At 70.1% G+C, this 26,360-nt stretch carries 25 protein-coding genes and 1 pseudogene; 9 read left to right on the forward strand and 17 right to left on the reverse strand.

Features of this window, described 5'->3' with window-relative positions:
• Positions 1-71: 71 nt before the first annotated feature.
• The 3 genes from BIV24_RS08070 to BIV24_RS08080 are packed head-to-tail and all read right to left on the reverse strand — an operon-like array spanning position 72 to position 3,191.
• Positions 72-995: a carbohydrate ABC transporter permease gene (locus BIV24_RS08070; RefSeq protein ID WP_071365500.1), complete on the reverse strand. Its 924-nt coding sequence runs from the start codon at positions 993-995 to the stop codon at positions 72-74.
• On the reverse strand, positions 992-1,903 hold the full coding sequence (locus BIV24_RS08075) for a carbohydrate ABC transporter permease (RefSeq protein ID WP_071365501.1): 912 nt from the start codon (positions 1,901-1,903) through the stop codon (positions 992-994). The genes BIV24_RS08070 and BIV24_RS08075 overlap by 4 nt, the downstream gene beginning before the upstream one ends.
• 19 nt (positions 1,904-1,922) lie before the next feature.
• Positions 1,923-3,191, reverse strand: a complete 1,269-nt coding sequence (locus BIV24_RS08080; protein WP_071365540.1) for an ABC transporter substrate-binding protein — start codon at positions 3,189-3,191, stop codon at positions 1,923-1,925.
• A 266-nt stretch (positions 3,192-3,457) separates the two neighbouring features.
• Here BIV24_RS08080 and BIV24_RS08085 point away from each other — a divergent pair, with 266 nt between their 5' ends.
• A complete protein-coding gene (locus BIV24_RS08085) occupies positions 3,458-5,479 on the forward strand; it encodes an NPCBM/NEW2 domain-containing protein (protein WP_177198640.1) in 2,022 nt (673 codons plus the stop codon).
• Positions 5,480-5,608: 129 nt separating this feature from the next.
• Here the strand turns inward: BIV24_RS08085 and BIV24_RS08090 are convergent, their stop codons facing one another.
• On the reverse strand, positions 5,609-6,562 hold the full coding sequence (locus tag BIV24_RS08090) for an ROK family protein (protein WP_071365503.1): 954 nt from the start codon (positions 6,560-6,562) through the stop codon (positions 5,609-5,611).
• A gap of 220 nt (positions 6,563-6,782) precedes the next feature.
• On the opposite strand from BIV24_RS08090, the gene BIV24_RS08095 reads away from it, so the two are divergent.
• Entirely contained in the window at positions 6,783-7,877 is a 1,095-nt protein-coding gene (locus BIV24_RS08095; protein WP_177198641.1) for a LacI family DNA-binding transcriptional regulator, read from the forward strand.
• A gap of 65 nt (positions 7,878-7,942) precedes the next feature.
• Here the strand turns inward: BIV24_RS08095 and BIV24_RS08100 are convergent, their stop codons facing one another.
• The 5 genes and pseudogenes from BIV24_RS08100 to BIV24_RS31435 form a co-directional block, all read right to left on the reverse strand.
• The gene (locus BIV24_RS08100; RefSeq protein WP_071365504.1) at positions 7,943-9,250 is read right to left on the reverse strand and encodes a DUF6986 family protein; all 1,308 of its coding nucleotides are present in this window, start codon (positions 9,248-9,250) and stop codon (positions 7,943-7,945) included.
• 224 nt (positions 9,251-9,474) lie between these two features.
• A complete protein-coding gene (locus BIV24_RS08105) occupies positions 9,475-10,437 on the reverse strand; it encodes an electron transfer flavoprotein subunit alpha/FixB family protein (RefSeq protein ID WP_071365505.1) in 963 nt (320 codons plus the stop codon).
• A 56-nt stretch (positions 10,438-10,493) separates the two neighbouring features.
• Positions 10,494-11,279, reverse strand: coding sequence for an electron transfer flavoprotein subunit beta/FixA family protein (locus BIV24_RS08110; RefSeq protein WP_071365506.1), 786 nt, complete (start codon positions 11,277-11,279; stop codon positions 10,494-10,496).
• A 194-nt stretch (positions 11,280-11,473) separates the two neighbouring features.
• Positions 11,474-11,983: a flavin reductase family protein gene (locus BIV24_RS08115; protein ID WP_071365507.1), complete on the reverse strand. Its 510-nt coding sequence runs from the start codon at positions 11,981-11,983 to the stop codon at positions 11,474-11,476.
• 277 nt (positions 11,984-12,260) lie between these two features.
• Positions 12,261-12,648 (reverse strand): annotated as a pseudogene (locus BIV24_RS31435) (TlpA family protein disulfide reductase).
• Positions 12,649-12,997: 349 nt separating this feature from the next.
• On the opposite strand from BIV24_RS31435, the gene BIV24_RS08125 reads away from it, so the two are divergent.
• A complete protein-coding gene (locus BIV24_RS08125) occupies positions 12,998-13,726 on the forward strand; it encodes a lysophospholipid acyltransferase family protein (RefSeq protein ID WP_071365509.1) in 729 nt (242 codons plus the stop codon).
• 63 nt (positions 13,727-13,789) lie between these two features.
• Here BIV24_RS08125 and BIV24_RS08130 read toward each other — a convergent pair whose 3' ends face one another.
• The 5 genes from BIV24_RS08130 to BIV24_RS08150 all read right to left on the reverse strand — a co-directional run bounded on the left by BIV24_RS08130 (position 13,790) and on the right by BIV24_RS08150 (position 18,456).
• The gene (locus BIV24_RS08130; RefSeq protein WP_071365510.1) at positions 13,790-14,491 is read right to left on the reverse strand and encodes a B3/B4 domain-containing protein; all 702 of its coding nucleotides are present in this window, start codon (positions 14,489-14,491) and stop codon (positions 13,790-13,792) included.
• 16 nt (positions 14,492-14,507) lie between these two features.
• Positions 14,508-15,098, reverse strand: coding sequence for a transglutaminase-like domain-containing protein (locus BIV24_RS08135; RefSeq protein ID WP_071365511.1), 591 nt, complete (start codon positions 15,096-15,098; stop codon positions 14,508-14,510).
• A gap of 75 nt (positions 15,099-15,173) precedes the next feature.
• Positions 15,174-16,253: a threonine aldolase family protein gene (locus BIV24_RS08140; protein WP_071365512.1), complete on the reverse strand. Its 1,080-nt coding sequence runs from the start codon at positions 16,251-16,253 to the stop codon at positions 15,174-15,176.
• Positions 16,250-17,002: an SDR family NAD(P)-dependent oxidoreductase gene (locus BIV24_RS08145; RefSeq protein WP_107459271.1), complete on the reverse strand. Its 753-nt coding sequence runs from the start codon at positions 17,000-17,002 to the stop codon at positions 16,250-16,252. Before BIV24_RS08145 ends, BIV24_RS08140 begins: the two co-directional genes overlap by 4 nt.
• Before the next feature lie 56 nt (positions 17,003-17,058).
• Positions 17,059-18,456 (reverse strand): DUF6421 family protein, encoded by a 1,398-nt coding sequence (locus BIV24_RS08150; RefSeq protein ID WP_071365514.1) that lies wholly within the window; start codon positions 18,454-18,456, stop codon positions 17,059-17,061.
• Positions 18,457-18,823: 367 nt separating this feature from the next.
• Here BIV24_RS08150 and BIV24_RS08155 point away from each other — a divergent pair, with 367 nt between their 5' ends.
• The gene (locus tag BIV24_RS08155) at positions 18,824-19,507 is read left to right on the forward strand and encodes a glycerophosphodiester phosphodiesterase (RefSeq protein ID WP_071365515.1); all 684 of its coding nucleotides are present in this window, start codon (positions 18,824-18,826) and stop codon (positions 19,505-19,507) included.
• Positions 19,508-19,537: 30 nt separating this feature from the next.
• On the opposite strand, the gene BIV24_RS08160 is transcribed toward BIV24_RS08155, so the two are convergent.
• Positions 19,538-20,104, reverse strand: a complete 567-nt coding sequence (locus BIV24_RS08160) for a GNAT family N-acetyltransferase (RefSeq protein ID WP_071365516.1) — start codon at positions 20,102-20,104, stop codon at positions 19,538-19,540.
• 72 nt (positions 20,105-20,176) lie between these two features.
• On the opposite strand from BIV24_RS08160, the gene BIV24_RS08165 reads away from it, so the two are divergent.
• Complete coding sequence (locus BIV24_RS08165) at positions 20,177-20,569, forward strand: VOC family protein (protein ID WP_071365517.1); 393 nt, start codon at positions 20,177-20,179, stop codon at positions 20,567-20,569.
• A gap of 33 nt (positions 20,570-20,602) precedes the next feature.
• Here BIV24_RS08165 and BIV24_RS08170 read toward each other — a convergent pair whose 3' ends face one another.
• Entirely contained in the window at positions 20,603-21,226 is a 624-nt protein-coding gene (locus BIV24_RS08170) for a MarR family winged helix-turn-helix transcriptional regulator (protein ID WP_071365518.1), read from the reverse strand.
• Positions 21,223-22,860 carry an FUSC family protein gene (locus tag BIV24_RS08175; RefSeq protein WP_071365519.1) on the reverse strand — a complete coding sequence of 546 codons (1,638 nt, stop codon included), beginning with the start codon at positions 22,858-22,860 and terminating at the stop codon, positions 21,223-21,225. The genes BIV24_RS08170 and BIV24_RS08175 overlap by 4 nt, the downstream gene beginning before the upstream one ends.
• Positions 22,861-23,030: 170 nt before the next feature.
• Here BIV24_RS08175 and BIV24_RS08180 point away from each other — a divergent pair, with 170 nt between their 5' ends.
• The 4 genes from BIV24_RS08180 to BIV24_RS08195 all read left to right on the forward strand — a co-directional run bounded on the left by BIV24_RS08180 (position 23,031) and on the right by BIV24_RS08195 (position 26,125).
• Complete coding sequence (locus tag BIV24_RS08180) at positions 23,031-23,585, forward strand: DUF5134 domain-containing protein (protein ID WP_071365520.1); 555 nt, start codon at positions 23,031-23,033, stop codon at positions 23,583-23,585.
• A 114-nt stretch (positions 23,586-23,699) separates the two neighbouring features.
• The gene (locus BIV24_RS08185) at positions 23,700-24,635 is read left to right on the forward strand and encodes a M56 family metallopeptidase (RefSeq protein WP_071365521.1); all 936 of its coding nucleotides are present in this window, start codon (positions 23,700-23,702) and stop codon (positions 24,633-24,635) included.
• A gap of 56 nt (positions 24,636-24,691) precedes the next feature.
• On the forward strand, positions 24,692-25,393 hold the full coding sequence (locus BIV24_RS08190; protein ID WP_071365522.1) for a phosphatase PAP2 family protein: 702 nt from the start codon (positions 24,692-24,694) through the stop codon (positions 25,391-25,393).
• Positions 25,394-25,426: 33 nt separating this feature from the next.
• A complete protein-coding gene (locus BIV24_RS08195; RefSeq protein ID WP_071365523.1) occupies positions 25,427-26,125 on the forward strand; it encodes an HAD family hydrolase in 699 nt (232 codons plus the stop codon).
• Positions 26,126-26,360 lie beyond the last annotated feature (235 nt).

Here is a 26,360-nt window from a genome sequence, read left to right on the forward strand (position 1 = left end):
GCTCCCGGTAACGGCCTCAACGGGGCACCGAACATGGGGACCGGTGCCCCGTATCACCGCAGTTCAAGCCCTTACCCCTTCGTCGACCCCAGAGTGAGTCCCGCGATGAAGTGCCGTTGCAGGAGCAGGAAGACCAGGATCGTCGGCAGGGCCACCAGGATCGAACCCGCGGCCAGCAGGTTGTAGTCGGTGAAGAACTGGCCCCTGAGGTTGTTGAGCGACGAGGTGATGGGGAGCTTGTCGGGGTTGGAGATGAAGATCAGGGCCCACAGGAAGTCGTTGTAGATCCAGGTGAACTCCAGGGTGCCGAGGGCCGCCAGGGCCGGGCGGCACAGTGGAAGCGTGACGTGCCAGAAGCGGGTCCACACGCCCGCGCCGTCGACGATCGCCGCTTCCATGATCTCCTGGGGCAGCGTACGCATGAAACTGGCCAGGACGAAGACGCAGAAGCCCAGTTGGAAACCGATGTTGACGAGGATGACGGCCCAGTAGGAGTCGTACATCATCAGCGAGTCGGACATCCACCACGGCAGCGGGATCTTGTTGAACAGGACGTACAGCGGGGTCACGATGACCTGCTGGGGCAGCAGGTTGCCCGCCGTGAAGAAGATCAGCAGAACCAGCCCGCCGCGCAGCTTCAGCCGCGAGACCGCGAAGGCCACGAAGGACGCGAGGAACAGGGTCACGAGCACGGCGGGGACGGCGATCAGCAGCGTGTTCGCGAAGTACTTGCCCATACCGGACTCGGTGTAGGCCCGGCGGTAGTAGTCGAAGGAGAGGTGGTGCGGCCAGGAGAAGTAGCCGTGCTGCGCAGTGTCCTCGTAGGGCCTGAGGGAGGCGTAGACCGCCAGCAGGAGGGGAGCGAGGAACGCCAGGGACACGGCCGTCAGGAAGATGTGCACACCCCAGCGGCCCTTGCGCGGGCGGGACTTCGGGACGGTGACGGGCGCCGCGGCCGGACGGGGCGGCGCTCCGGTGCTGATGTCGGCGCTCATCGGTCGCGCGCACCTCGCAGCTCTTGGACCAGGAACGTCACGATGAACCCCAGGGAGACGATGAGCAGGACGACCGCGATGGCGGAGCCGAATCCGATGCGGCTGGCCTCGCCGATGATGTTGTCGGTGATCAGCACGGACAGGAGTTCCAGGCCGTTGCGGCCCTTGTTGACCGCGTAGACGATGTCGAAGGCCCGCAGCGCCTCGATGACCGTGATCACGCCGACGATGACGTTGACCGGACGCAGGGTGGGGAACACCACGCGGAAGAACGTCTGGCGGGCGTTCGCCCCGTCGATCGCCGCCGCCTCCTTCAGCGCCGGGTCGACGGATTTGAGGCCGGCCAGATAGAGGATCATCACGTACCCGGTGTGCCGCCAGCTCGCCGCGATCATCATCATCCAGATGTTCAGGTCGGCGTCGCCGAGCCAGTCGATCGGGTTCTCGCGGTGGCCGAGGATCGTGTTGACCACGCCCTGGTCGGTGCCCAGGATGAGCTGGGCGATGAAGCCGACGACGGCGAGCGACAGCACGACCGGCAGGTAGATCGTGGACTGGTAGAACCGGCTGAAGCGCACGCCCCGGTCGATGAGCACCGCGAGCAGCAGCCCGAAGGGGGTCGCGATCAGGCCGAGGAAGAGCAGCCACAGCACGTTGTGGCGGACGGCCGGCCAGAACGGCGGGTAGTTCGTGAAGAGGTTCTTGTAGTTGTCCGTCCCGACCCAGTGGATGTCGCCGAGGCCGTCCCAGGAGGTGAAGGAGAGCCCGATGGAGGCCAGCGTCGGACCCCACACGATGACGAGGTCCAGCAGGACGGGAATGCCGAGGAGCACGCCGAGGACGACGAGGTCGCGGCGGGTGAACCGCCGCAGCCGTCGACGTCCGGCGCGCCGTGAGGTGAGCGCCACGGAACGTATCCCCCAGTGATCAGCTGACGGCCTGCGAGAAGATCGTCTTCTTCTGCCGTTCGATCTTGTTGCACAGGCCGTCGACGTCCTTCGGGTTCCCGATGAACTCCTGGATCGCCTGGATCATCACCGTGGAGGCGAAGTCGGGCCGGGTGTCGCGGTCCATGAACTGCGAGATCTGCTTGGCACCGGCGACGAGTTGGGCGGATTTCTTCTGCAGAGCGCTGTACTGGGAGGTGTCGGCGCCGGTGTTCACCGCCACGTTGTTGGGGTCGTACTGAAGGTATACGTCCTCGGCCTTGGGTTTACCGAGCCATTTCAGCAGATTCTTGGCACCGGCCATGTTCTTCGACTTCCGGGCGACCAGGAACCCGTCGATGGGCGCCTCGACAGCGTCCTGTCCGTACTGCGGGTCGATCTCAGGGAAGGCGAAGAAGTCGATGTCGTCCCGTTCGTTCTCCGGGAACTGGCTGCCCGGGTGCGGCATACCGAAGACGGCCATGCCCGTCTTGCGCTGCTGGAGGCTCTGCCCGGCCTCCTCCCAGGTACGGCCGAGGGCACCCTTCTGGTAGTACGGCATGAGTTCGCGCCAGGTGTCGAAGACCTTCTTCACCTTCGAATCGGTCCACGACTCCTCTCCCGCCATCAGGGACTTGTGAAAGTCGTATCCGTTCAGCCGCATGTTGATGTAGTCGAAGGTGCCCATGGCGGGCCAGCCGTCCTTGTCACAGAAGGCCACCGGCGTCCCGTCCTTGGACATCTGCTTCGCCAGGGCGATGAACTCATCCCAGGTCTTGGGCTGTTGGTATCCCTTGCTCGCGAAGAAGCTCTTGCGGTGGAAGACGGCCCACGGATAGTAGTAGTACGGCACGAAGTACTGCTTGCCCGCGTGCGTGGACTGGGACTTGAGGGCATCGGAGAATCCGCTGTACCCCTGCCACACGTCGCTGATGTCGGTGAGCAGCCCCTTTTCGGCGAAGTACTGCATGCGGTATCCGGCGAACCACATGAAGACGTCGTCGGGCGTGCCCTGGAGATAGCGGTTGATGTTCTCCTGGAAGTCGTTGTGGTCCTTGGTGTTGACCTTGACCTTCTTGCCGGACTCCTTCTCGTACGCGGCGAAGGCGGCAGCGAAGGCCTTCTTGGGGACCGAGTCCGACGCGTTGGACCCCACGGTGACTTCGTTCTTGTTGCCGCCCGGTCCGTCGCCGCAGGCGGTCAGCAGGGCCGGCAGTGTGACCGCGCCGGCCCCCACGGCCGCGCCGCGCAGGAGAGACCGCCGGGACATCCGATGTCCGATCACGTCCCCGGACGCACCGAGCCCCTTCAACGATGACTGTGCCATGCCTCACTCCTCGGGGTGCCATCCAACACAACCGAACGCAAGGCTTGGATCTCATCTCCATGTAAGGGAGCCGTCAAGGGTTCTGACGAGATATCGGACAACCGTTACCACTTCTCTTCCAACACAGTCCAACACGGCCTACCGTAAACGCGCACCGTGATGCGAGCATCCATTCACCCCATCTCTCGCGAGTACGGAGGAACGTAACGATGCGTCACCTTCTCACCCGCACAACCCGTCGAAGAGTGGTCGGAGCGCTGACCGCAGGGCTGTTGTGTACAGCCGGGCTCGCCGCACCGGCCCTGGCCGCACCCGATGCGGCCCCGGTCACACCCACGCTCACCGACGGGCTCGCCCTCACGCCGCCGATGGGCTTCAACAACTGGAACTCCACGCACTGTCGGGCGGAGTTCAACGAGTCGATGGTCAAGGGAATCGCGGACCTCTTCGTGGAGAAGGGCCTCAAGGACGCCGGGTATCAGTACGTCAACCTGGACGACTGCTGGGCCCGTCCCTCGCGGGGCGCGGACGGCAAGCTCGTGCCCGACCCGGCGCGCTTCCCGAACGGGATCAAGACGGTCGCGGACTACGTCCACTCCAAGGGGCTCAAGCTCGGCATCTACACCAGCGCGGGCACGAAAACGTGCAACCCCGCTGGGTTCCCGGGCGCGCTCGGCCACGAGTACAGCGATGCGCGGCAGTTCGCCGACTGGGGCGTGGACTACCTCAAGTACGACAACTGCAACAACCAGGGTGTGGACGCCAAGCTGCGCTACACGACGATGCGCGACGCCCTGAAGGCGACCGGCCGGCCCATCGTCTACAGCATCTGCGAGTGGGGCCAGAACAAGCCCTGGGAATGGGCCTCGGACCTCGGACAACTGTGGCGCACCACGGGCGACATCAGTGACACCTGGGGCTCGATGCTGTCGATCCTCAAGCAGAACCTTCCCCTCGCGCCGTACGCGGGTCCCGGGCACTGGAACGACCCCGACATGCTGGAGGTCGGCAACGGGGGCATGACGGACGCCGAGTACCGCACGCACTTCTCCATGTGGTCGGTGATGGCCGCGCCGCTGCTCATCGGCTCCGATCTGCGCAAGGCCTCCCCGGCGACCTTCGACATCCTCGGCAACAAGGAGGTCATCGCCGTCGACCAGGACCCGCTGGGCAGGCAGGGCGCGGTGGTCTCGTCCGAGGGCGGGCGTTGGGTGGTCGCCAAGGAGATGGCGGACGGCAGCCGTGCGGTGGCCCTCTTCAACGAGACGAACAGCGCACAGCGGATCACCACGACGGCCGCCGCCGTCGGCCTGCCGCAGGCGAGCGCGTACACCCTGCGCGACCTGTGGCGGCACACGAGCTACAACACCGCGGGCACGATCTCGGCGACGGTGCCCGCGCACGGCACGCTCCTCGTCCGCGTCACGGCCGACCAGCGGTGGGCCGAGCATCCGCCCGCCGTCGAACTCGGCCTGGACGGCAGCCCGTTCGTCGAGGCGGGCAGGACGGCTGCCTTCACGTCGACGGTGACGGACCTCGGTCGTACGCCGGCCGGCCAGGTGTCCGTGTCACTGACCGGGCCCGCGGGATGGACGGTTACGCCGACGTCCTCGACGAACGCCCCCGCACTGCCGACGGAACACACACTGCGTACGGCGTGGCGGGTGACCGCGCCTGAGGGTACGGCGACGGGGTCGTACGGCCTGAAGCTGAAGACCGCTTACCGGTCGCCGACCGGGGTGCGGGCCGAGAGCGTGGTGCCGATCACGGCGACGGTGGTCGCGCCGCCGCCCTCCGGAGTCTCGCACCTCGGAGACCTGCCCTGGCTCTCGGCCGCCAACGGATACGGTCCCGTCGAGCGCAACACCAGCAACGGGGAGAGCGCTGCGGGCGACGGTCATCCGATCACCATCGGCGGGGTCGTGTACGCCAAGGGGCTCGGCGTGCACGCCGACAGCGACGTCGCGTACTACACGGGCGGGGCGTGCAAGACGGTCTCGGCGCACGTCGGCGTGGACGACGAGAAGGGCGGCAAGGGCACGGTCGCCTTCGAGATCTGGGCGGACGGCACGAAGGTCGCCTCCACCGGGGTGATGACCAACGCGATGCCGGCACAGCCGCTCACCGCCGATGTGACCGGCGCCCAGGTGGTCCACCTCGTGGTCACCGACGGCGGCGACGGCATCGACTCCGACCACGCGGACTGGGCGGACGCGAAGCTGAGTTGCTGAGACCGACGCTCGACAACCGGCTCCGCCGAGCGCGGCAGCTCATAGCCGCGCGAGCGGGCCGGGGTGCCCGGGCCGTCGTCCGTCGACGTTCCGGGCACACGGGTCACACCAGCGGGAGCGTTACTCGTGTCACACCCCGGCCGCGGTCTCGTTCGTCTTCTTCGTGATGGCGGCCGCCGCCGCGCCGACCAGCCCCGCGTCGGTACCCATCAGCGCGGGTGCCACGGTCAGACGCTGGACGAAGGACAGCGTGGCGTACTGGGCCAGGGCCTTGCGCAGCGGCGTGAACAGGACGTCGCCGGCCTTGCCCACTCCCCCGCCGATGACCGCGATGTCGATCTCGACGAGTGTGGCCGTCGCGGCAATGCCCGCGGCCAGCGCCTGTGCGGCCCGCTCGAACGAGGCCACGGCCACCGGGTCGCCGAGGCGGGCGGCGGCGGCCACCGCCGCGGCCGAGGTGTCGCCGTCGGGACCCGGCCGCCAGCCGCCCTCCAGGGCGCGGCGCGCGATGTTCGGCCCGCTCGCTATGCGCTCCACACAGCCGCGCGAGCCGCACGGACACGGATCACCGTCCAGGTCGACGCTGATGTGCCCGATGTGGCCCGCGTTGCCGGTCGGGCCCGGGTGCAGCCGCCCGCCCAGCACCAGACCGCCGCCGACGCCGGTCGACACCACCATGCACAGCGCGTTGTCGTGGCCGCGGGCCGCGCCCTGCCAGTGTTCGGCGGCCGTGATGGCCACGCCATCGCCGATCAGCTCGACCGGCAGGCCGCCCGTCGCGGCCCGGACCCGCTCGACCAGCGGGTATTCGCGCCAGCCGGGTATGTTGACCGGGCTCACCGAGCCCGTGACGGCGTCCACCGGCCCAGCGCTGCCGATGCCTACGGCACGCACCCTGCCCCAGTGCGGGGAGACCGTCAGCTCCCGTATCACGTCCTCCACGGCGCCCATCACGGTGTCGCCGTCCTCCTGCGCGGGCGTCGCCCGCTGGGCGCGCAGCAGGATCCGGCCGTGGCCGTCCACCAGCGCTCCGGCGATCTTGGTGCCGCCGATGTCGAGGGCGGCCACGAGGTCGGTGTGCATCAGTGTCAGATCTCCCCATGCTTGGGTCGTACCGGCCCCGGCATACGACGGCCGCCGCCGCGGGGTTCGGCTCTCGGACGTTCGGGTCTCCGGACGGGAATGGGCAAGGGGCGCCCCCTGTCGGAAGGCGCAGGCCGGAGATTGCGGAGGACAGTCTCTCTCGCGCCTGACAACGTTGTCCAGGCTCTATGCTCGACGCCACACACCTCAGAGGACCTCCATGGACCGACGCACTCCCGTGGACGACAGGACAGGACAGCGCATCGTGCCCGAGACCACCCGGCGAGCAGACCGCCTCTCCGGAACCCGCTACGGCAACCGTCCGACCATGAAGGACGTGGCAGCACGTGCCGGCGTCGGCCTGAAGACGGTCTCGCGCGTGGTCAACGGCGAGCCCGGGGTCACCCCGGACACCGAGCGCCGGGTCCAGGAGGCCATAGAGGCGCTGGGGTTCCGGCGCAACGACAGCGCGCGGGTGCTGCGCAAAGGCCGCACCGCAAGCATCGGCCTGGTCCTGGAAGACCTCGCGGACCCGTTCTACGGGCCGCTGAGCCGCGCGGTCGAGGAAGTCGCCCGGGCCCATGGCGCGCTGCTGATCAACGGCTCCAGCGCGGAGGACCCGGCGCGCGAGCAGGAGCTGGTGCTGGCGCTGTGCGCGCGCCGCGTGGACGGGCTGCTCGTCATCCCGGCCGGTGACGACCACCGCTATCTGGAGCCCGAGATCAGGGCTGGTGTCGCCACGGTGTTCGTGGACCGCCCCGCCGGGAAGATCGACGCCGACGTGGTGCTGTCCGACAGCTTCGGCGGCGCCCGCGACGGGGTCGCCCACCTCATCGCGCACGGCCACCGCCGGATCGGCTTCATCGGAGACATGCCGCGCATCCACACCGCGGCCGAGCGGCTGCGCGGTTACCGGGCCGCCATGGGGAACGCGGGCATACCCGTCGAGGACTCCTGGATATCCCTGGGGGTCACCGACCCCGAGCGGGTGCGGCGGGCCGCCGTGGAAATGCTCGCGGGCCCCGCCCCCGTGACGGCGATCTTCGCCGGCAACAACCGGGTGACGGTCACCGTCATCCGGGTCCTCGCCGGGCGCAGCCGCCCCGTCGCCCTCGTCGGCTTCGACGACATCGAGCTCGCCGATCTGCTCGACCCCGCTGTCACGGTGGTCGCCCAGGATGCCGCCACCCTCGGCCGCACGGCCGCCGAGCGCCTCTTCGGCCAACTCGACGGCACGCTCCTCACCCCGGAGCGCATCGAACTCCCGACGCGGCTGATCACCCGCGGCTCGGGCGAACTGCCGCCCGCCGACTGACGCCCCACCGGGGAGCGAGACGGACCACCCGGGACCGCCCAGGGCGCCCCCGGCGCGGTACGCCTCTACTTCGCGGACGCCGTCAGGTCGTCCCGCCGCGGTGCCGCGAAGCCCTCCAGGTCGACCCGGGTCAGTCCGGTCGCCTTCGCGACCTCGGCATCGTCGAGGGCACCGCAGTCCAGACCTCGCAGCAGATAGCCGCTCAGCGCCTTGGCGGTCGCCGGTTCGTCCATGACGTCGCCGCCGCCGCGGCCCGCGTAACGGGCGAGGCGGGCCGCGGCCTGCTCGAACCCCTCGCGATAGAAGGCGAAGACGGCCGCGTAGCGGGTCGGAAGGTGGCCGGGGTGCATGTCCCAGCCCTGGTAGTAGGCGCGGGCCAGCGCCCGGCGGGTGAGCCCGTAGTGCAGCCGCCAGGCGTCGTGGACCTGCGCCCTCGGGCCGACCGGCAGGACGTTCGTGGAGCCGTCACTGACACGTACCCCCGTGCCCGCCGCCGCGACCTGCATGATCGCCTTGGCGTGGTCGGCGGCCGGGTGGTCACTGGCCTGATAGGCGGCGGACACGCCGAGGCAGGCGCTGTAGTCGAAGGTGCCGTAGTGGAGTCCGGTGGCGCGGCCCTCGGCGGCCCGGATCATCCGGGCGACGGTCGCAGTGCCGTCGGCGGCCAGGATGGCCTGGCTGGTCTCGATCTGGATCTCGAACCCGATCCGCCCGGGTTCGAGTCCGCGCACCTTCTCGAACTCCCCCAACAGCCTCGCCATCACGGTGACCTGCTCGGCGTAGGTCACCTTGGGCAGGGTGAGCACGAGCCCGTCCGGGAGACCACCCGCCTCCATCAGGCCCGTCAGGAAGATGTCGAGCGTACGGATGCCCCGCTGTCGCACAGGCGCCTCCATGCACTTCATGCGGATGCCCATGTACGGGGCGGCCGTTCCTCCCTCCGCATGGGCCTGCGCGATCAGCCGTGCCGCGCGGGCGGCGGCCTCGTCCTCCTCGGCGTCCGGGCGCGCCCCGTAACCGTCCTCGAAGTCGACCCGCAGATCGTCGATCGGCTCGCGCTCCAGCTTCGCGCGTACGCGGTCGTACACGGGTCCGGCAAGGTCGCCCGCGAGGCCGAGGACGGCGCCGAACGAGGCGGCGTCCGGGGCGTGTTCGTCGAGGGCGGCGAGGGCCCGCTCGCCCCACGAGCGGATGGTGTCGGCGGCGAAGGCATCGCCGGAGACATAGACCGTGTGGACGGGCTGGCGGGTACCGGGGTCGCCGGGGTAGTGGCGTTCCAGCTCGGCGTCGACCGGGGCGAGGGAGGCACTGATCTCCTCGCTGACGGCGCCCGCGAGGCTCGTCGCCACCTTCTCCTGCTGACCGTGCCCCATCCCACAGCCCCCTTTTCCGCAAGACGGAATCAACAATCCGTCGAGCGAAGCTATCCGTGAATCCTGTCGCCGGTCAACAGCGTTCCCGCCGGTCGACACCGGCTCCCAAGGACCGCCAAGGCGCCCGGCATCGGCAGCAGCCGAGTCCGCCGGCCGGGGAATGACGGAAGGCCCCCGCGACCGCACCACCGGCGGTCACGGGGGCCTGCTGCCCGTGAAGTGGCTCAGCCCTTGCGGGCCTTGATCTCCTCGGTCAACTGCGGGACGACCTCGAAGAGGTCACCCACCACGCCGTAGTCGACCAGGTCGAAGATCGGAGCCTCGGAGTCCTTGTTGATCGCCACGATCGTCTTCGAGGTCTGCATACCGGCCCGGTGCTGGATCGCACCCGAGATACCGGACGCGATGTACAGCTGCGGCGACACGCTCTTACCGGTCTGGCCGACCTGGTTGGTGTGCGGGTACCAGCCGGCGTCCACCGCCGCACGCGACGCGCCCACCGCCGCGCCCAGGGAGTCGGCCAGCGCCTCGATGATCGCGAAGTTCCCCGCGCCGTTCACGCCACGGCCACCGGAGACCACGATCGCGGCCTCGGTCAGCTCCGGACGGCCCGTCGACTCACGCGGCGTACGGGCGGCGACCTTGGTGCCGGTGGCCTGGGCGGAGAAGGACACCGCCAGGGCCTCGACCGCGCCGGCGGCCGGGGCGGCCTCCACCGGGGCGGAGTTCGGCTTGACCGTGATGACCGGAGTGCCCTTGGAGACACGGGACTTGGTGGAGTACGAGGCGGCGAACACCGACTGGGTGGCCACCGGACCCTCGTCACCGGCCTCCAGGTCGACGGCGTCGGTGATGATGCCCGAGCCGATGCGCACCGCCAGACGGGCCGCGATCTCCTTGCCCTCCGCGGAGGACGGGACGAGCACGGCGGCCGGAGAAACGGCCTCGTAGGCGGCCTGCAGGGCGTCCACCTTCGGTACGACCAGGTAGTCGGCGTACTCCGAGGCGTCGTGGGTGAGGACCCGCGCCGCGCCGTGCTCGGCCAGCGTGGAAGCGGTGTTCTCCGCGCCCGCGCCGACGGCGACGGCAACCGGCTCACCGATGCGGCGGGCCAGGGTCAGCAGCTCCAGGGTGGGCTTGCGGACAGCGCCGTCCATGTGGTCGACATAGACGAGAACTTCAGCCATGGGAATGGATCTCCTTGCGGATTGCGAAGTCTGAGAGGCGGTAAAGGGGGTGAGCCTTAGATGAACTTCTGGCTCGCGAGGAACTCAGCGAGCTGCTTGCCGCCCTCGCCCTCGTCCGTGACGATCGTGCCCGCGGTGCGCGCCGGGCGCTCGGTCGCGGAGTCGACCTTCGTCCAGGCACCCTCCAGGCCGACCTCCTCGGCCTCGATGTCCAGGTCCGACAGGTCCCAGGCCTGAACCGGCTTCTTCTTGGCCGCCATGATGCCCTTGAAGGACGGGTAACGCGCCTCGCCCGACTGGTCGGTGACCGACACCACGGCGGGCAGCTGCGCCTCAAGCTGCTCGGAGGCCGTGTCGCCGTCACGGCGGCCCGTGACGACGCCGTCCTCGACCGAGACCTCGGACAGCAGGGTGACCTGCGGGACACCCAGACGCTCGGCCAGCAGCGCCGGGACCACACCGGCGGTGCCGTCGGTGGAGGCCATACCGGAGATCACCAGGTCGTAACCGGCCTTCTCGATCGCCTTGGCCAGCACCAGCGAGGTGCCCATGACGTCCGTGCCGTGCAGGTCGTCGTCCTCCACGTGGATCGCCTTGTCGGCACCCATGGACAGTGCCTTGCGCAGCGCGTCCTTGGCGTCCTCCGGGCCCACCGTCAGTACGGTGACCTCGGCATCGTCCGCGTTCTCGGCGATCTGCAGAGCCTGCTCGACCGCGTATTCGTCGAGTTCGGAGAGCAGACCGTCCACGTCGTCCCGGTCCACGGTCAGGTCCTTGGCGAAGTGCCGGTCGCCAGTGGCGTCGGGCACGTACTTCACAGTGACAACGATCCTCAAGCTCACGCCGGCTCTCCTACTGCATCGTCAATTGTGGGCTGCCTTCTTGCAGGCAGCATAGGCGCCTGAAGCGGCCGATCCCGGTCGGGGCGACCCCGCGCTCCGAACGAAATATTACTCGTCAGTACACCCAGCGGACGCGCGCTGAGCAAGCGCTTTGGACTGTGACCTTGGCAACGCTGTGTAACCGGCCTGTCGATTCAGTCACGGAGACCGTTGAAGCGCCCCTGGTGGTAGACCAGCGGGCGCCCGTCGCCCGAGGGATCGCCGACGACGACCTCGGCCAGCACGATGCGATGGTCCCCGGCAGGCACACGTGCCACCACGCGGCAGACGAGCCAGGCGAGCACGTCGTCCAGGACGGGCACGCCCTCGGGGCCCTCGCGCCAACTCGTGGGCGCCCCGAAGCGGTCGGCACCGCTCCTGGCAAAGGTGCGGGCCAGGCCTTCCTGGTGCTCGCCGACTATGTGCACGCCGACATGGCGGGCCTCGGAGATGACGGGCCAGCTTGAGCCGCCAGTGCCGATGCCGAACGAGATGAGCGGGGGCTCGGCGGAGACGGAGGTGAGGGAGGTGGCGGTGAAACCGACCGGGGTGCCGTCCCGCTGGGCAGTGATCACGGCGACTCCGGCAGCGTGCCGCCGGAAGACGGAGCGCAACAGGTCCGGGGAGGCGAGCTGAGGAGTGCGGAGGTCGGGCGTGGCCGTCATGGAGTTGTCCTTCTGCGAGAGGTGGCGCGGTGATCCCCACGCGTGGGGGGAAGATCCGTGGCCGCTCATTCAGCCCGGACAGCGCGCACTCTCACGGTGCGGGCCGGGACCACGTGGACACACTCGAAGCGAAGGAGTTGCGGGGGCATACAGTCAGGTTGACGATAGGTGGCGTACGCAGTCAAGTGTGCCCCGGAATCTGGGAGATGTGTCACCAGCCGTCTCACCGTCACCTCACAGACCGGGAATGGCTTCCGACCGCGCGACCGAGGGGGCGTCAGACGGCCTCGCCGAGCGCGGCGATCACATCCGCCGTGCGCGGCTGTCCCGTCGCACGTCGCACGATCCGACCGTCCGCGTCGAGAACGAGGACGGTCGGCGTCTTGAGGATGTCGAGGGCGCGCACGAGTTCGAGCCGCTGCTCGGCGTCGATCTCCACATGGGCGACGCCGGGCACCATGGTCGCCACCTCGGCGAGGATCCGCCGCGTCGCCCGACAGGGAGCACAGAAGGCGCTGGAGAACTGGACGAACGTGGCCCGTTCACCGAGCCTCTGACCCAGCTCGGTCACACCGAGCCGCTTGCCGTCGTCCCGTCCTCGCACTCTCGCCTCTCCCGCTCCACTACTGCTGCAGCACTCCGTGCGCGCCCCCCGGCGCGAGCACGGCCACGCACCCGCAGGTCCGCTCACCATCTGCTCCAGCGTTCACGAGACCGCAAAGATTCCCGACTTCCGCCGTCCGGCCGCGCCCCGGATCGGCGACGGGGTTCGGGGCGCCGCAGTCGACCGGCATACCTGCCCGTACAGTGAATGGTGGCACACACGGAGTAAAGGCGATGAAAGGCCCGAGGTGGTCCATACGGCTGACGTGACGAGGATCTCGCCGTTCACCGGTATCAGGGCTGGCTCCTCGACCGTTCTTGGGGCACGATCGGCAACGTACCGTAAACCTACGGCTGCGTAACTTCCGCCGGGAGCCCCTTCCCAGGCAGAGAGAAGGGTCCGCCCCGTCCATGGCTGAGCTCGTCTACCGTCCCGTCGTCGGTGTTGCCCTCACGATGTTCAAGGCATGGGACCTGAAGATCGACTGCAAGGGGTCGGAGAACATCCCGCGCTCGGGTGGTGCGGTGCTGGTGAGCAATCACATCAGCTACCTGGACTTCATCTTCAACGGCCTGGCGGCGCTGCCGCAGAAGCGCCTCGTGCGCTTCATGGCCAAGGAGTCCGTCTTCCGGCACCGGATCTCCGGACCGCTGATGCGCGCCATGAAGCACATCCCGGTGGACCGGAATCAGGGCGAGGCGGCGTACGCGCACGCGCTGGAATCACTGAAGTCCGGCGAAGTGGTCGGCGTCTTCCCGGAGGCCACGATCTCGCAGTCGTTCACCCTGAAGGGCTTCAAGTCGGGTGCCGTGCGCCTGGCCCAGGAGGCGGGCGTCCCGCTGGTCCCGATGGCCCTGTGGGGCACCCAGCGGCTGTGGACGAAGGGCCACCCGCGCAACTTCAAGCGCAGCCACACCCCGGTCACGATCCGGGTCGGCGAGGCGATGGAGGCCACGCGCGACACCTACGCGGGCGCGCTCACCCGCCAGTTGCGCGAGCGCGTCCAGGAACTGCTGGAGGCCGCACAGCGCGCCTACCCCGGCCGCCCCAAGGGCCCGGAGGACACCTGGTGGATGCCCGCCCACCTCGGCGGCACGGCCCCCACGCCGGAACAGCTGCGCACGGCCAAGGTGCACTGACGCACGGCCGGGGCGTCGGTTCATGTCGGCCTGACACCCCACCGCCGCTGAGGCTGCGGTGCCTCAGGCCGCCGACTGCGGGGTTCCGACGGTGATCCGCGCTCCCGGGCTGAACTTCTCCACCAGTTCCGCGAGTTCGGTGGCCGCCGCCTCCACCTCCGGGACGGACATCGGGGCCAGGCTCTCCAGCAGGAAGATGCCGGAGACAGTCTGCTCGGTGAGGCGGGTGCGGGGGCCCTGGCGCCAGTTCCAGCGGCGGCAGGTGACACCGGCCTCGTCCCGCCACACCACCTCGCCGGCGTCGGGGTGTTCGACGACCTCCTCACCGCCGACCACGGTCACGAAGTCCTCGTCACCGGCGGCGCGCACCAGGCGCATGGCGCCCTGGATCCGGTCGAGGTCCTCGCCCCCGACGGGGATGAGATGGGCGACGCTGATGGCGTTGTAGAGGTCGACAAGGACATTGATACGGGGCAGACCGACCCCGGAGAGGGCCCTTTTCGCCAGCGCCTCGGCCGAGTTGCGAGTACGGGACGGCTTCGCGCCGAACGCCGTATACGCCTCGCGCCAGGCGGTCATGTGCGGGTCCTCGTGCGGGGCTCGCCCGTCCAGGCGTGACGCGAGGCGGCGGGCCGCGTCGTCCAGCAGTGCCGAACTGGCCTCCGTGCTGGGGCCGTTGGCCAGGCCGTGCGCCTCGACGGTCAGATGGGTGAAGTCGGGCGCGAGCGCGTGCACCTCGTCGGACACGGTGAGTGTGAGCGTCATCTTCTCTCGCCTCGGGTCACAGTGCGGTAGGGAGCGTCTTCCACAGCGAAGGCCGGTCGGGGGCCGCTCGAAGAGCGCTCAGCACGGCCGGGTGTGGTTCAGCGTACAGTACTGGATAGTCCATCTCATTCGACTTCACGTCCGGCACGAAGGCCAGGCGCTCACCGGAGAGGGAGTACTGGGCGTCGACGCCCGGCTTGTTGCCGCGCGGGTCCTGCCGATGCCAGGCCCTGTGGAACCGCACCGCGACCAGCCCGTGCACCACATACCCGCCACCGTCATGCGTCAGCCGCTGATAGCACAGCGCCGCCGGGATGCCCTCCGCGCGCAGCAGGGCGACCAGCGCATGGGCCTTGGCGTAGCAGATGCCGGTGCGCTGTTCGATGACGTCGGAGGCGCGCCAGGTCACGCGCGGATCGCCGCTGTCGGCGGAGTGCGGGATGCCATCGCGCACGAATTCAAAGGCGGCTCGCGCATAGGCATACGAGTCTGCCGCCTGACCCGCGAGGCGCGCGGCTGCCTCTCGAACCACCGGATGCCGATGGTCAATACCCTCGTCGGCAGCCAAGTAGGCCGAAACGTCCGAGGTTTGCTGGATCAGCTCCATGCCCTCAGAGCATAGGAACACGACCGACCGGCAGTCAATGACTTTCCGGCCAGTCGTATGCCTATACGTGCAGTCTCAGGGGGTGTACCGCGCCATCTCCTCCTTGAGCGCCGCCACGAACCGGTCCACGTCCTCCTCGGTCGTGTCGAAGGCGCACATCCAGCGGACGTCGCCTGCGGCCTCGTCCCAGAAGTAGAAGCGGAAGCGCTTCTGCAGGCGCTCGCTCACCTCGTGCGGCAGACGCGCGAACACGGCGTTGGCCTGCACCGGGTAGAGGATCTCGACACCGTGGACCGCGCGCACGCCCTCCGCCAGGCGCTGCGCCATCTCGTTGGAGTGGCGGGCGTTGCGCAGCCACAGGTCCTTGGCGAGCAGGGCCTCCAGCTGCACCGACACGAAGCGCATCTTGGAGGCAAGCTGCATGGACAGCTTGCGCAGGTGCTTCATGGGGCCGACGGCGTCCTGGTTGAGGACGACGACCGCCTCGCCGAACAGCGCGCCGTTCTTCGTCCCGCCCAGGGAGAGGATGTCGACGCCGACCGCGTTGGTGAACGTCCGCATCGGCACGTTCAGGGAAGCGGCCGCGTTGGCTATGCGGGAGCCGTCCAGGTGCACCCTCATGCCGCGCGCGTGGGCGTGCTCGCAGATCGCGCGGATCTCGTCCGGCGTGTAGAGGGTGCCCAGTTCGGTGCTCTGGGTGATCGAGACGACCTGCGGCATCGCGCGGTGCTCGTCCTCCCAGCCCCAGGCCTGGCGGTCGATCAGCTCGGGCGTGAGCTTGCCGTCGGGCGTGGGCACGGTGAGCAGCTTGAGGCCGCCCATGCGCTCGGGGGCGCCACCCTCGTCCACGTTGATGTGCGCGCTCTCGGCGCAGATCACCGCGCCCCAGCGGTCGGTGACCGCCTGGAGCGCGACGACGTTCGCACCGGTGCCGTTGAAGACCGGGAACGCCTCCGCCGTAGCACCGAAGTGGCCGCGGATGATCCCCTGGAGGTTCTCGGTGTACGCGTCCTCGCCGTACGCGACCTGGTGGCCGACGTTGGCCAGCGCCAGGGCGGCCAGCACCTCCGGGTGGGCGCCGGCGTAGTTGTCACTGGCGAAACCGCGGACCTGCGGGTCGTGGTGGCGACGCGCGTCGGTCCGGGGACGGTTCACGGCTTCTCGGTCAGCCACAGACGGTTTCCGTTCAATTCCGCGGCGGGCTTGTCCCACACTCCGGCGATGGCCTCAGCCAGGTCCTCGACGTCGGTGAAGCCCGCGAACTTCGCGTTGGGACGCTCGGCGCGCATCGCGTCGTGCACCAACGCCTTCACGACCAGGATCGTAGCCGCGGACGTCAAGTCGCTCTCGCCCGCCGTCTTGCGGAAGCCGTCCGCCATGGCCAGCGTCCATGCCTCGGCGGCGGCCTTCGCGGCGGAGTACGCCGCGTTCCCGGCGGTCGGCTGGGACGCCCCGGCGGCGCTGATCAGGACGTACCGGCCGCGGTCGCTGCGCTGGAGCGCGTCGAAGAACGCCAGCGAAGTGTGCTGCACGGTGCGGATGAGCAGCTTCTCCAGCAGATCCCAGTCGTCGATACCGGTACGCGTGAAGGCCTTGCCGCCGCGCCAGCCGCCGACCAGGTGGACCACGCCGTCCACGCGGCCGTGGTCCTTCTCGATACGGTCCGCCCAGTCGCGGGTCGACTGCAGATCGAGCAGGTCGACCGTCTCCCCCACGACGGTGGCGCCCCCGTGTGCGTAGCGGGCCGCGTCCACGGACTCCGCCAGGCGCTCGGGGTTGTTGTCCGACCCGATGACGACCGCCCCGGCCTCCGCGAGCCGCATCAGCGCCGCCTTGCCGGCGGGTCCGCCCGCGCCGGCCACCGCGATCACCGCGCCACTGAGTGCGCCGTTACCGTTCCCCATCGTCCTTGCCTCCTGAGCCGTCTCCGCTGCATCACCCATACCTACGGCGCGGACGCTCATGCGGCGGCCTGCTCGGGGGTCTTTGCGGTGATGCCCTTGGTGGAGGCGATCACGTTCTTGAGCTTCTTGGCAAGCGCCTCATAGAACATGCTCAGCGGAAACTCGTCCGCAAGCACGTCGTCCACGAGCTTACGCGGCGGCAGCGTCAGGTCCAGGGCGTCCGGGCCCTTGGCCCAGCGGGAGGCCGGGTGCGGAGCGAGGTAGGTGGAGACCAGCTCGTACCCCTTGAGCCAGTGGACGAGCTTGGGACGGTCGATGCCCGCCCGGTACAGGTTCTCGATCTCGCCGCACAGCTGGTTGGTGACCTCGGGAGCGCGCTGCCAGTCGATGTGCAGCTTGTTGTCGGTCCAGCGGACGACGTCGTGCTGGTGCAGGTAGGCGAAGAGCAGCTGGCCGCCGACGCCGTCGTAGTTGCGGACGCGGTCGCCCGTGACCGGGAAGCGGAACATGCGGTCGAAGAGCACCGCGTACTGCACGTCGCGGCCCTGCGGGAAGCCGTCGGCCTCCAGCTGCACGGCCTCCTTGAACGAGGTGAGGTCACAGCGCAGCTCCTCCAGGCCGTACATCCAGAACGGCTGGCGCTGCTTGATCATGAACGGGTCGAACGGCAGGTCGCCGTGGCTGTGGGTGCGGTCGTGGATCATGTCCCACAGGACGAAGGCCTGCTGGCAGCGCTCCTGGTCCTGCACCATCGCGGCGATGTCCTCGGGCAGCTCGAGGCCCAGGATGTCGACGGCCGCCTCGGTGACCCGGCGGAAGCGGGCGGCCTCGCGGTCGCAGAAGATGGCGCCCCAGGTGAAGCTCTCGGGGGCCTCACGCACGGCGACCGTCTCCGGGAACAGGACGGCCGAGTTGGTGTTGTAGCCCCCGGTGAAGTCCTCGAAGGTGATGCCGCAGAACAGCGGGTTGTCGTAGCGGGTGGCCTCCAGCTCGGCGAGCCACTCCGGCCAGACCATGCGCAGGACGACCGCCTCGAGGTTGCGGTCCAGGTTGCCGTTCTGTGTGTACATCGGGAAGACGGCCAGGTGCTGCCTGCCGTCCTGGCGCTGGGCGGCGGGCTGGAAGGCCAGCAGCGAGTCCAGGAAGTCGGGCACCTTGAAGCCCTCCTCGGCCCACCGGCGCAGGTCCTTCACGAGCGCCTCGTGGTACGCGGCGTCGTGCGGCAGCAGCGGGGACAGCTCTTCCACGGCCTGCACCACACTGCGCACGGCGCGCTCGGCGTCGGCCGGGGCGGGCGCGCCCTCGGCGTCGAAGTCGATCGAACCGTCCTTGGCCTGCCACGGCCGGATCTGGGCCACGGCATCCTTGAGCACGGGCCAAGCGGGGTGGTCCACCACCCTGTTCTGCGAAGGAACCTGCTCCTCCGAACCCGCCTGCACAAGAATTTCCGTCATAACCCATCCTCCACGGGAGAACCTCTCGTAAGGACACCGTAGGCATACAGGGTTTCTCTCAGCAAGAGGACAATCGGGAAAATATCCTGCGCCACCCCTGCCCTCACCGCGCATTTTCCTGTCGGACATCACAGGGGGTGCTTTCCGTGCCGCGGTGCGTGAGGTCAACAGTCGTACGACGCGCCCACCCAGGAGTGACCCACGGCCGGCCGCACGGCCCCGCATCGCGCCGCGCCGCGCGCCATCGGCCCGCGCAGGAGCGGGTCCGGCGCCGGGCCGGGCCGTTAGGCTGCGGCCGTGCCGCGCGGGTACGACGGGAGCGCCGCGCGCGGAAGCCGAGCCGCCGTCGACGGAAGCGAGCTGAACCTTGAACTTCCTCACCATCGGTCACCGCGGAGTCATGGGTGTCGAACCCGAGAACACCCTCCGGTCCTTCGTCGCCGCCGAGCGCGCGGGACTCGATGTGATCGAACTCGATCTGCATCTGAGCAAGGACGGCGTCCTGGTGATCATGCACGACGCCGATGTGGACCGTACGACGGACGGCACGGGCCCGATCGCCGGAAAGACCCTCTCCGAGCTGCGCGCGCTCGACGCGGGCCGCGGTGAGCGCGTCCCCGTCTTCGAGGAGGTCCTGGACGCGGTGCGGGCACCGCTGCAGGCGGAGATCAAGGACGTGGCCGCGGCGCGAACGCTGGCCGAGGTGATGCGGCGCAGGGACCTGGTCTCCCGGGTCCAGGTGTCGTCGTTCCACGACCAGGCGATCACCGAGATCACCCGGCTCGTACCGGGCGTGCGCACCGCGCTGATCGCCGGCCGCTACGGCACCGACGTGGTGGATCGCGCCGTCGCGGCCGGTGCCAGGACCGTCTGTCTCGACATCCGCCGACTGACCCTGGAGGTCGTCGAGCATGCGCGCAAGGCGGACCTCAAGATCATCGGCTGGGTGGTGAACACCCAGGACCACCTGCGGCTCGTCCGCGCGCTGGAGCTGGACGGCGCGACCACGGACTACCCGGAGATCAAGCGCACCGGCCGCTTCACCGCGTGAACGTCGCGCCGGGCTCCGCGACGGGGAGTGTCAGACCAGCGGCTTGACCAGCAGTTCGAACTGCAGGTCGTCGCGGATCGGGATGCCGACGCGCTCGTCGCCGTACGGGAAGGGGCTCATCCGTCCCGTACGGCGGTAGCCGCGCCGCTCGTACCAGGCGATCAGGTCGTCCCGTACGGAGATCACGGTCATCTGCATCTCGGAGACGCCCCAGGTCGCGCGGGCCGTCCGCTCCGCCGCGGCGATGACCGCCTTGCCGATACCCCCGCCCTGAAGGCCGGGGCTGACCGCGAACATGCCGAAGTAGGCGTGGTCGCCGTGGTGTTCAAGCTGGCAGCAGGCGATGATCTCCCCTTCGCGCGCGACGGCGAGCAGCCTGCCGCCGGGCGCCCGCATGGCCTCGAGCACGCCCTCGGAGTCGATCCGCTGCCCCTCCAGGATGTCCGCTTCGGTGGTCCAGCCCGCCCGGCTGGAGTCGCCGCGGTACGCCGACTGGATCAGCGCGACCAGCGCGTCGGCGTCGGCGTCGGTGGCGTCACGGAACGTCAGTCCGGTCGTGGCATCGCTGGTGCTGATAGCGCTGGTGACACTGTCCATGGGCGGCTTCTCCGATTCGGTGGCGCGGCTTGGGCACCGACGAGGGTAATCATCTGGCTAGGCTCCGCCCGTATGGTCCACGTACTGAGCAGCCGCACCCTCCTGCGCCCCTCCGACCCCGAGCGTTCCCGCGCCTTCTACGGCGGGAAACTGGGGCTCCCGGTCTACCGGGAGTTCGGTACGGGGCCGGAGCGAGGGACCGTGTACTTCCTCGGCGGAGGCTTCCTGGAGGTGGCGGGGCGCAGCGACGTCCCGCCCTCCCCCGCGCTGAAGCTGTGGTTGCAGGTGCCAGACATGACGGCCGCGCACGAGGAACTGACCCGTGCGGGCGTGGCGATCGTGCGTCCGCCCGTCAAGGAGCCCTGGGGTCTGATCGAGATGTGGATCGAGGACCCGGACGGCACGGAGATCGTCCTGGTGGAGATCCCGGCCGACCACCCCCTGCGCTACCGCCCGGGCAGCTGATGCCGCCCAGGGCCTGGAGCTCGTACCGTGCGATCAGCCGCGCGGCGCCCCGAGCCGGCCTTCCAGCTGGATGAGCAACTCGCCGAGCAGGGCGGCGAGGTCCTGCTGTCCGTCGCCGTCGAGGCCGGACAGGGCGATCCTCTCGTAGGAGAGCTGTTCGGGCTGGATGCGGTCGATGAGGTCGCGGCCCGCGTCCGTGAGGTGGACGTGGGCGACACGACGGTCCCGGGTGTCGCCGTGCCGCTCGATCAGGCCGCGTTCGCTGAGCTGCTTGAGGCGCTTGGTGACGGCGGCGCCGGAGGAGAACGTCTCACGGGCGATCTCACCCGGGGTCAACTCGTGGCCGGTGCGCCGGAGGGCGCCGAGGACGTCGAATTCGGGCCGGGTGAGCCCTGCCCGGCGCAGCGGTGCATCCTCGGCCTGCTGGAGCAGGGCAGCGCAGCGGTTGATGCGGCCGATGATCTCCATGGGGGCGGTGTCGATGTGGGGATGGACAGCCTGCCACTGACGCACGACGGCAGCGACGGTGTCATCCACGGGGCCGCGCCCGGCGGGAGCACCGTCGGCGGCCCGCCCTCTGGTTGTCCCTGCATCCGCGGCCGTCCGCCCGGCGGAGCCGCTCCCCGTCGTACTCGCCCGTCCGTTCGCTGCCGTCATGCCTGCGCGCCTTCCGAGATGTGCAGTCCCTGCCGTCGTACCGTCGCGGCGAGCGTACGGTGTCCGGCCTGTTCGGCGCGCAGCACCCGCTCCTCCGGCAGGGCGCCCAGCCACCATTCTCCGGCCGCGGTGTCGGCGGCGGCACGCAGGTCCACTACGGCAGCGGCCAGAGCGCGGCGTGCGGTCTCCAGGGTGCCGGGTTCGGGGCGCTCTGCGGCCACGACAGCAGTCGCGTGCTCGCGGGCGCGCTCCACCGCGGCGAGCGCGTGCTCGATACGGTCACCGGCGCGCCGGTTGGTGACAGCGATCGCGGCGACGAAGCCGACCAGGGCCCCGACGAGGGTGTCCAGGACCCGGTCGGTCATCAGCCCGCCGGGCTCCTGATAGTGGCCGAACTCGGTGACGAGCAGCGCCATCGGGGTCACGCAGATACTGCCGAGCCAGTAGTTGCGGCTGATCAGCGCCTCGGCACCGAAGCTGAAGGCCAGCCCGCACAGGACGACGGCGAGGTGGCTGAGATGGATGAGCGGGGCGATCGCCGCGAAGACCAGAACGCCGACGAGGTTTCCGACGACGCGCTGGACGCCGCGCCGCCAGGTGAGGGTGATATTGGCCTGGTAGAGCGAGGCGGCGGTGACCAGCGCCCAGTACGGGCGGCCGATACCGAGCGCGAGCGAGGCATAGCCGGCGAGGGCACAGCCGAGCGCGGTGCGCAGGGCGAGAGGGGCGAGCGGGCCGAGCCGGCGGTGCAACGGGCGCGGCGGGCTGTCGAGTTCGGCCTCGACGCCGAGGAGGTCGTCGGCGGCCTCACCGAGGTCGTCCGGCTGCGGGAGAGGCCCGGTGCCCCGTAGGGCGCGGGCCCAGGCACGCAGCCGCTCGGGGTCGGTGTCGGCGGGCGCGGCGAGCGCCACCTCGGCACGGACGACGAGCCGTTCGAGAGCGCGCCGGGGCGCGGAGCGGGCGCCGGTGAACAGCAGCGACTGCCAGGCGGTGTGCACGGCGGCCGCGGCACCGGCCCGGGCCGCGGCCGTCTGTTTTTCGACGAACGCGGCGGTCGCGTTCAGGGCGTGCGCGGTGGCGCGGCGCTCGGGCCCGTGCGGCCGCAGGAGGCCGGGCGCCATGCCCACGATCCACGACCAGGCACCCGCCGCCACGGCCAGGGTGACATGGCCGGGTACCTGGCCGAGGGTCTGCGGGATGAACAAGGACGCCGAACTGACGAAGGCGAAGATCACATTGCCGGGGGGTCCGATGCGGGTCGCGTCGCAGAGCACCTTCTGGACCGCCGCGAGCAGGGCGCCGACGGTCACCAGCACCACGGCGTTGGTGGTGAGCGACGCGGCGACCAGGGCGGCGGCGAGCCCGCCGACCATGCCGAGCACGACCCAGGCGAGGGCGCGGGCCCGGGCCGCGTACGGCCGGTTGTGCGCGTAGAGGGCACAGAGCGAGCCCGCCATCGTGTAGGCCGCCAGGTCGAGGTGGCCCAGGGCGAGCAGGAGCAGGTTCGGCGGGGCGACCGCGGCGACGACGCTCAGCGCGGGCTTGAACCAGATATCGGAAGGCCTGCCGAGGCGTAGCAGCCCGGAGAGAGGGAGAGGGCGCACACGGGAGGTCCTGGGGGTCGCACTGCACATGATGACAAGATTAGCAGGTGTTTTACTTGTAAAAGATATGCGCGTGGAAGGCCCCCACCTGCACCGCGGGCCTTGCGCTCCCCCTCGCACCCCTGTGCGCTCGCGTGCGCACCATCGGTGACGGGCATTCCCTCTGCGACCGTCCGGGACCGTCGAGGGGGAGGTGCGCGGTGCACGGACCGGCCGCACCCGGCTGGCTGCTCGTCGCGCTGTGCGCGGCGACCGGCGTCTACTGTCTGCTGCGCATGCGCAGCACCGTCGAGGAGCAGCGCCGGGCCGCGGGCGGCGAAGCGCTGATGGGGTTCGGCATGGCGGTGATGGCGGTGCCCCCGGCGGTCGTGGCGCCGCCCCGCTGGGCCGGGACCGCCTACTTGGTGGTCTTCGGCGCGGCCGCTGCATGGGCGCTGTTCGCCGCCCGCACGCACGCTCACCATCTGCACCATCTGGTGGGCGCGTTCGCGATGGTCTACATGGCGGCGGCGATGGCCGCCTCCCCCGGCCACCACGGGCACGGTGGGCACGGCGGAGTCCCGCTCCTCACCGGGGCGTTCCTCGTCTACTTCGCGGGGTACGCGCTGTGGTCCGGGGTACGGCTGGTGCCGGTCTCGGCGGCGACCGGGGCAAGGGGCACACGCTCCGCGGGCTGGGGCGATCGGCCCGAACTCGCGCACGCCTGCCGCCTGTCCATGGCCATCGGGATGCTGGCGATGCTCCTCACCCTCTGACGCCCGCCGTACCCCGTTCCAGCCTCGGCCAAGGCCGGACGAGGCCGTGGCGTACGTCACTTTGCCGCGACGGTGCGTATCCCGTGGCACCGCCCGGCTCATAGGCTTCGGCCCATGATGGTCCCCGCGGCACTGCTGTTGCTCGGCGCCCTGACCGCCATCCTCGCTCCGCGGCTACTGGCCCGAGCGGACTGGCCGGACCGGGAACCGGTGGTCGCCCTGTGGGTGTGGCAGTGCGTGGTGGCGGCCGTTCTGGTGTGCTGCGTGCTGTCGATGACGCTGAGCGCCGCCGCTGCCTGGGCGGCCGTGCGGTCCCATGTGTTCGCCCCCGCGCCTCACTCGGTCGTGAACGCCTACGCACTGAGCACCGGGAGGCCCTGGGCAGCGACGACCGCCGTGGTCCTGGCCTGCGGTGGGGCGTGGAGCGCGGCGATGCTGGTCCGGGAGATCGCCCGGGCGCGGACGCGCCGTCGGCAGCGCCGGGCCGACCTGCTCGTCCGGGCCCCGCTGCTGCCCGGCGAGAAGCCTGGCGACGAGCGACTGGTGGTCCTGGAGGGTGAGCGTCCGGATGCCCGGTGGCTGCCCGGAGCCACACCCCAACTGGTCATCACCACCGCCGCGTTGCGTCGACTCAAGGGCAAGCAGCTGGACGCCGTAGTCGCCCACGAGCAGGGGCATGCGCGGGCCCGGCACGACTGGCTGCTGCACGCCTCGGCCGCACTCGCCCATGGTTTTCCGCAGGTACCCGTCTTCGCCGCGTTCCGTGACGAGATGCACCGGCTGGTCGAACTCGCCGCCGACGACATGGCCTCGCGCCGCCACGGCCGCCTCACGATCGCGCTCGCGCTGGTGGAACTCAACGAGGACCGGGGCGTGTTCGGACCCGGTCCCGCCCCGCACGCTGATGTGCCGCAACGCGTCCACCGTCTCCTGACTCCCCCCGACCGGCTGCCGGCGGCGCACCGGCTCCGGCTGACGGCGACCGCGGCACTGGTACCGGTGATTCCGGTCCTGGTGGCCTTCGTGCCGGGGCTGCAGGCTCTGCGGTAGCCACCGGTCGCGGGAGCCGGTGGCCCGGTGGCGCGCGCGTCGGCGAGGATCACGGTATGCACTTCGCGCCCCTCGACTCACCACCCCCTCGGCAAAGGCCGCGGACCGTGGCACTCGCCGCCGCAGCTCTGGCAGCCGCGTCGCTGCTGCTCCTGGTGCTGGTCGTCGTCTCCTGGCACCCCCTCATGGCGCTGGACGGCGACATTGCGCGCACCACGCACCGCTGGGCGGTCGGCCACCGGGAGGTCACGCATGCCTCCCGCATCCTGACGGACTGGGTGTGGGACCCACTGACCATGCGCACCCTGTGTGCGGCCGCGGTGGTGTGGCTGGTGTGGCGGCACCGGGCATGGTGGCTCGCACTATGGGTGGCGGCCACCTGTGTGCTCGGCACACTGGTGCAGCAGGCCCTCAAAGCCGCCATCGGCCGGGAACGCCCCGTGTGGCCCGATCCCGTCGACTCGGCCCACTACGCGGCCTTCCCCTCCGGTCACGCCCTGACGGCGACGGTGGTGTCCGGCCTGCTGCTGTGGCTTCTTCGCGGGTACGGCGCCGGGCGCGCCCTGTGGTCCACCGCGCTCGCGGTGGCCGTGGTCTCCGTCGTCGGCGTGGGGCTGACCCGAGTCTGGCTCGGCGTGCACTGGCCCTCCGATGTGATGGGGGGCTGGCTGCTCGGGGCCCTGCTGGTCGCGCTCTCGGTGGCGTCGTACGAGCGGTGGCACTGTCCGGGTAACGCCCGGCCCGCGGGGCGCTCTTGACGGCCTGAACACACGTCCCGAAGGATCGGCTCTATGGCGATCAAGGGCGTGCTCTTCGACTTCTCCGGGACCCTCTTCCGCATCGAGCCGACCACTTCGTGGCTGCGCGCGGTACTGGCGGAGGCCGGCATCACCCTGCCCGAGCCGGAGTTGACGCATACGGCCGAGCGATTGGAGTCGGCGGGCGCGCTGGCCGGCGGCGCCCTCCCCGCGGAGCCGCTACCGGAGGACCTTGCCGCACTGTGGGCGGTCCGGGACCGCAGCGCCGAGGCGCATCGGGCCGCGTACACCGGCCTCTCGCGTCAGGTGCCGCTGCCGGACCCGCGGCTCCACGACGCGCTGTACGACCGCCATAGGACGCCCGCCGCCTGGCGGCCCTACCCCGACACCCTCGAGGTGCTCGGCACGTTGCGCAAGCGCGGGCTGGCCGTCGGCGTGGTCAGCAACATCGGCTGGGACCTGCGGCCGGTCTTCCGTGAGCACGGCATCGACCCGTACGTGGACGCGTACCTTCTGTCGTACGAACACGGCATCCAGAAGCCCGACACGCGGCTGTTCGCTCTCGCCTGCGACGCGCTCGGCGTCGCCCCGCAGGACACGCTGATGGTCGGCGACGACCGCCGCGCGGACGGCGGGGCGGCAGACCTCGGCTGTGCGGTGCACTTCGTCGACCACCGCCCGGTGCCCGAACGCCCGGACGGGCTCCGCCCCGTGCTGGAGCTGATCGACTGAGCCGTCCGTCCGGTGCGCGGGCCGTACAGAGCCGCGCGCGACGTCGTGGCCGCTGCGCGCCGGAAAGAGTCCTGAAAGCAGGCCTTCCGCGGCTGATCTGACGCGAAACCGTCCGCCGGCAGTGGCACCGGCGACCGCTCTGGGCCATCCCCCGCGTGACCCAGAGCAGCCGCCGCCCGGAACCGAACCACCAAGGCCGGACCCGGACGCGCTGAGTATAGTTGGCTGGTAGCCA

Source organism: Streptomyces colonosanans, assembly GCF_001866645.1.
Lineage (GTDB): Bacteria > Actinomycetota > Actinomycetes > Streptomycetales > Streptomycetaceae > Streptomyces > Streptomyces colonosanans.

Bases quoted from the DNA above. Each gene is read 5' to 3' on its own strand.
- BIV24_RS08085 (WP_177198640.1), top strand. From the start codon at position 3,458: ATGCGTCACCTTCTCACCCGCACAACCCGTCGAAGAGTGGTCGGAGCG.
- BIV24_RS08090 (WP_071365503.1), bottom strand. From the start codon at position 6,562: ATGCACACCGACCTCGTGGCCGCCCTCGACATCGGCGGCACCAAGATC.
- BIV24_RS08105 (WP_071365505.1), bottom strand. From the start codon at position 10,437: ATGGCTGAAGTTCTCGTCTATGTCGACCACATGGACGGCGCTGTCCGC.
- BIV24_RS08190 (WP_071365522.1), top strand. From the start codon at position 24,692: ATGCACTTCGCGCCCCTCGACTCACCACCCCCTCGGCAAAGGCCGCGG.
- BIV24_RS08135 (WP_071365511.1), bottom strand. From the start codon at position 15,098: ATGGAGCTGATCCAGCAAACCTCGGACGTTTCGGCCTACTTGGCTGCC.
- BIV24_RS08080 (WP_071365540.1), bottom strand. From the start codon at position 3,191: ATGTCCCGGCGGTCTCTCCTGCGCGGCGCGGCCGTGGGGGCCGGCGCG.
- BIV24_RS08115 (WP_071365507.1), bottom strand. From the start codon at position 11,983: ATGACGGCCACGCCCGACCTCCGCACTCCTCAGCTCGCCTCCCCGGAC.
- BIV24_RS08175 (WP_071365519.1), bottom strand. From the start codon at position 22,860: ATGTGCAGTGCGACCCCCAGGACCTCCCGTGTGCGCCCTCTCCCTCTC.
- BIV24_RS08160 (WP_071365516.1), bottom strand. From the start codon at position 20,104: ATGGACAGTGTCACCAGCGCTATCAGCACCAGCGATGCCACGACCGGA.
- BIV24_RS08165 (WP_071365517.1), top strand. From the start codon at position 20,177: ATGGTCCACGTACTGAGCAGCCGCACCCTCCTGCGCCCCTCCGACCCC.
- BIV24_RS08185 (WP_071365521.1), top strand. From the start codon at position 23,700: ATGATGGTCCCCGCGGCACTGCTGTTGCTCGGCGCCCTGACCGCCATC.
- BIV24_RS08145 (WP_107459271.1), bottom strand. From the start codon at position 17,002: ATGGGGAACGGTAACGGCGCACTCAGTGGCGCGGTGATCGCGGTGGCC.
- BIV24_RS08125 (WP_071365509.1), top strand. From the start codon at position 12,998: ATGGCTGAGCTCGTCTACCGTCCCGTCGTCGGTGTTGCCCTCACGATG.
- BIV24_RS08170 (WP_071365518.1), bottom strand. From the start codon at position 21,226: ATGACGGCAGCGAACGGACGGGCGAGTACGACGGGGAGCGGCTCCGCC.
- BIV24_RS08195 (WP_071365523.1), top strand. From the start codon at position 25,427: ATGGCGATCAAGGGCGTGCTCTTCGACTTCTCCGGGACCCTCTTCCGC.
- BIV24_RS08070 (WP_071365500.1), bottom strand. From the start codon at position 995: ATGAGCGCCGACATCAGCACCGGAGCGCCGCCCCGTCCGGCCGCGGCG.
- BIV24_RS08150 (WP_071365514.1), bottom strand. From the start codon at position 18,456: ATGACGGAAATTCTTGTGCAGGCGGGTTCGGAGGAGCAGGTTCCTTCG.
- BIV24_RS08100 (WP_071365504.1), bottom strand. From the start codon at position 9,250: ATGGGGCACGGTCAGCAGGAGAAGGTGGCGACGAGCCTCGCGGGCGCC.
- BIV24_RS08130 (WP_071365510.1), bottom strand. From the start codon at position 14,491: ATGACGCTCACACTCACCGTGTCCGACGAGGTGCACGCGCTCGCGCCC.
- BIV24_RS08095 (WP_177198641.1), top strand. From the start codon at position 6,783: ATGGACCGACGCACTCCCGTGGACGACAGGACAGGACAGCGCATCGTG.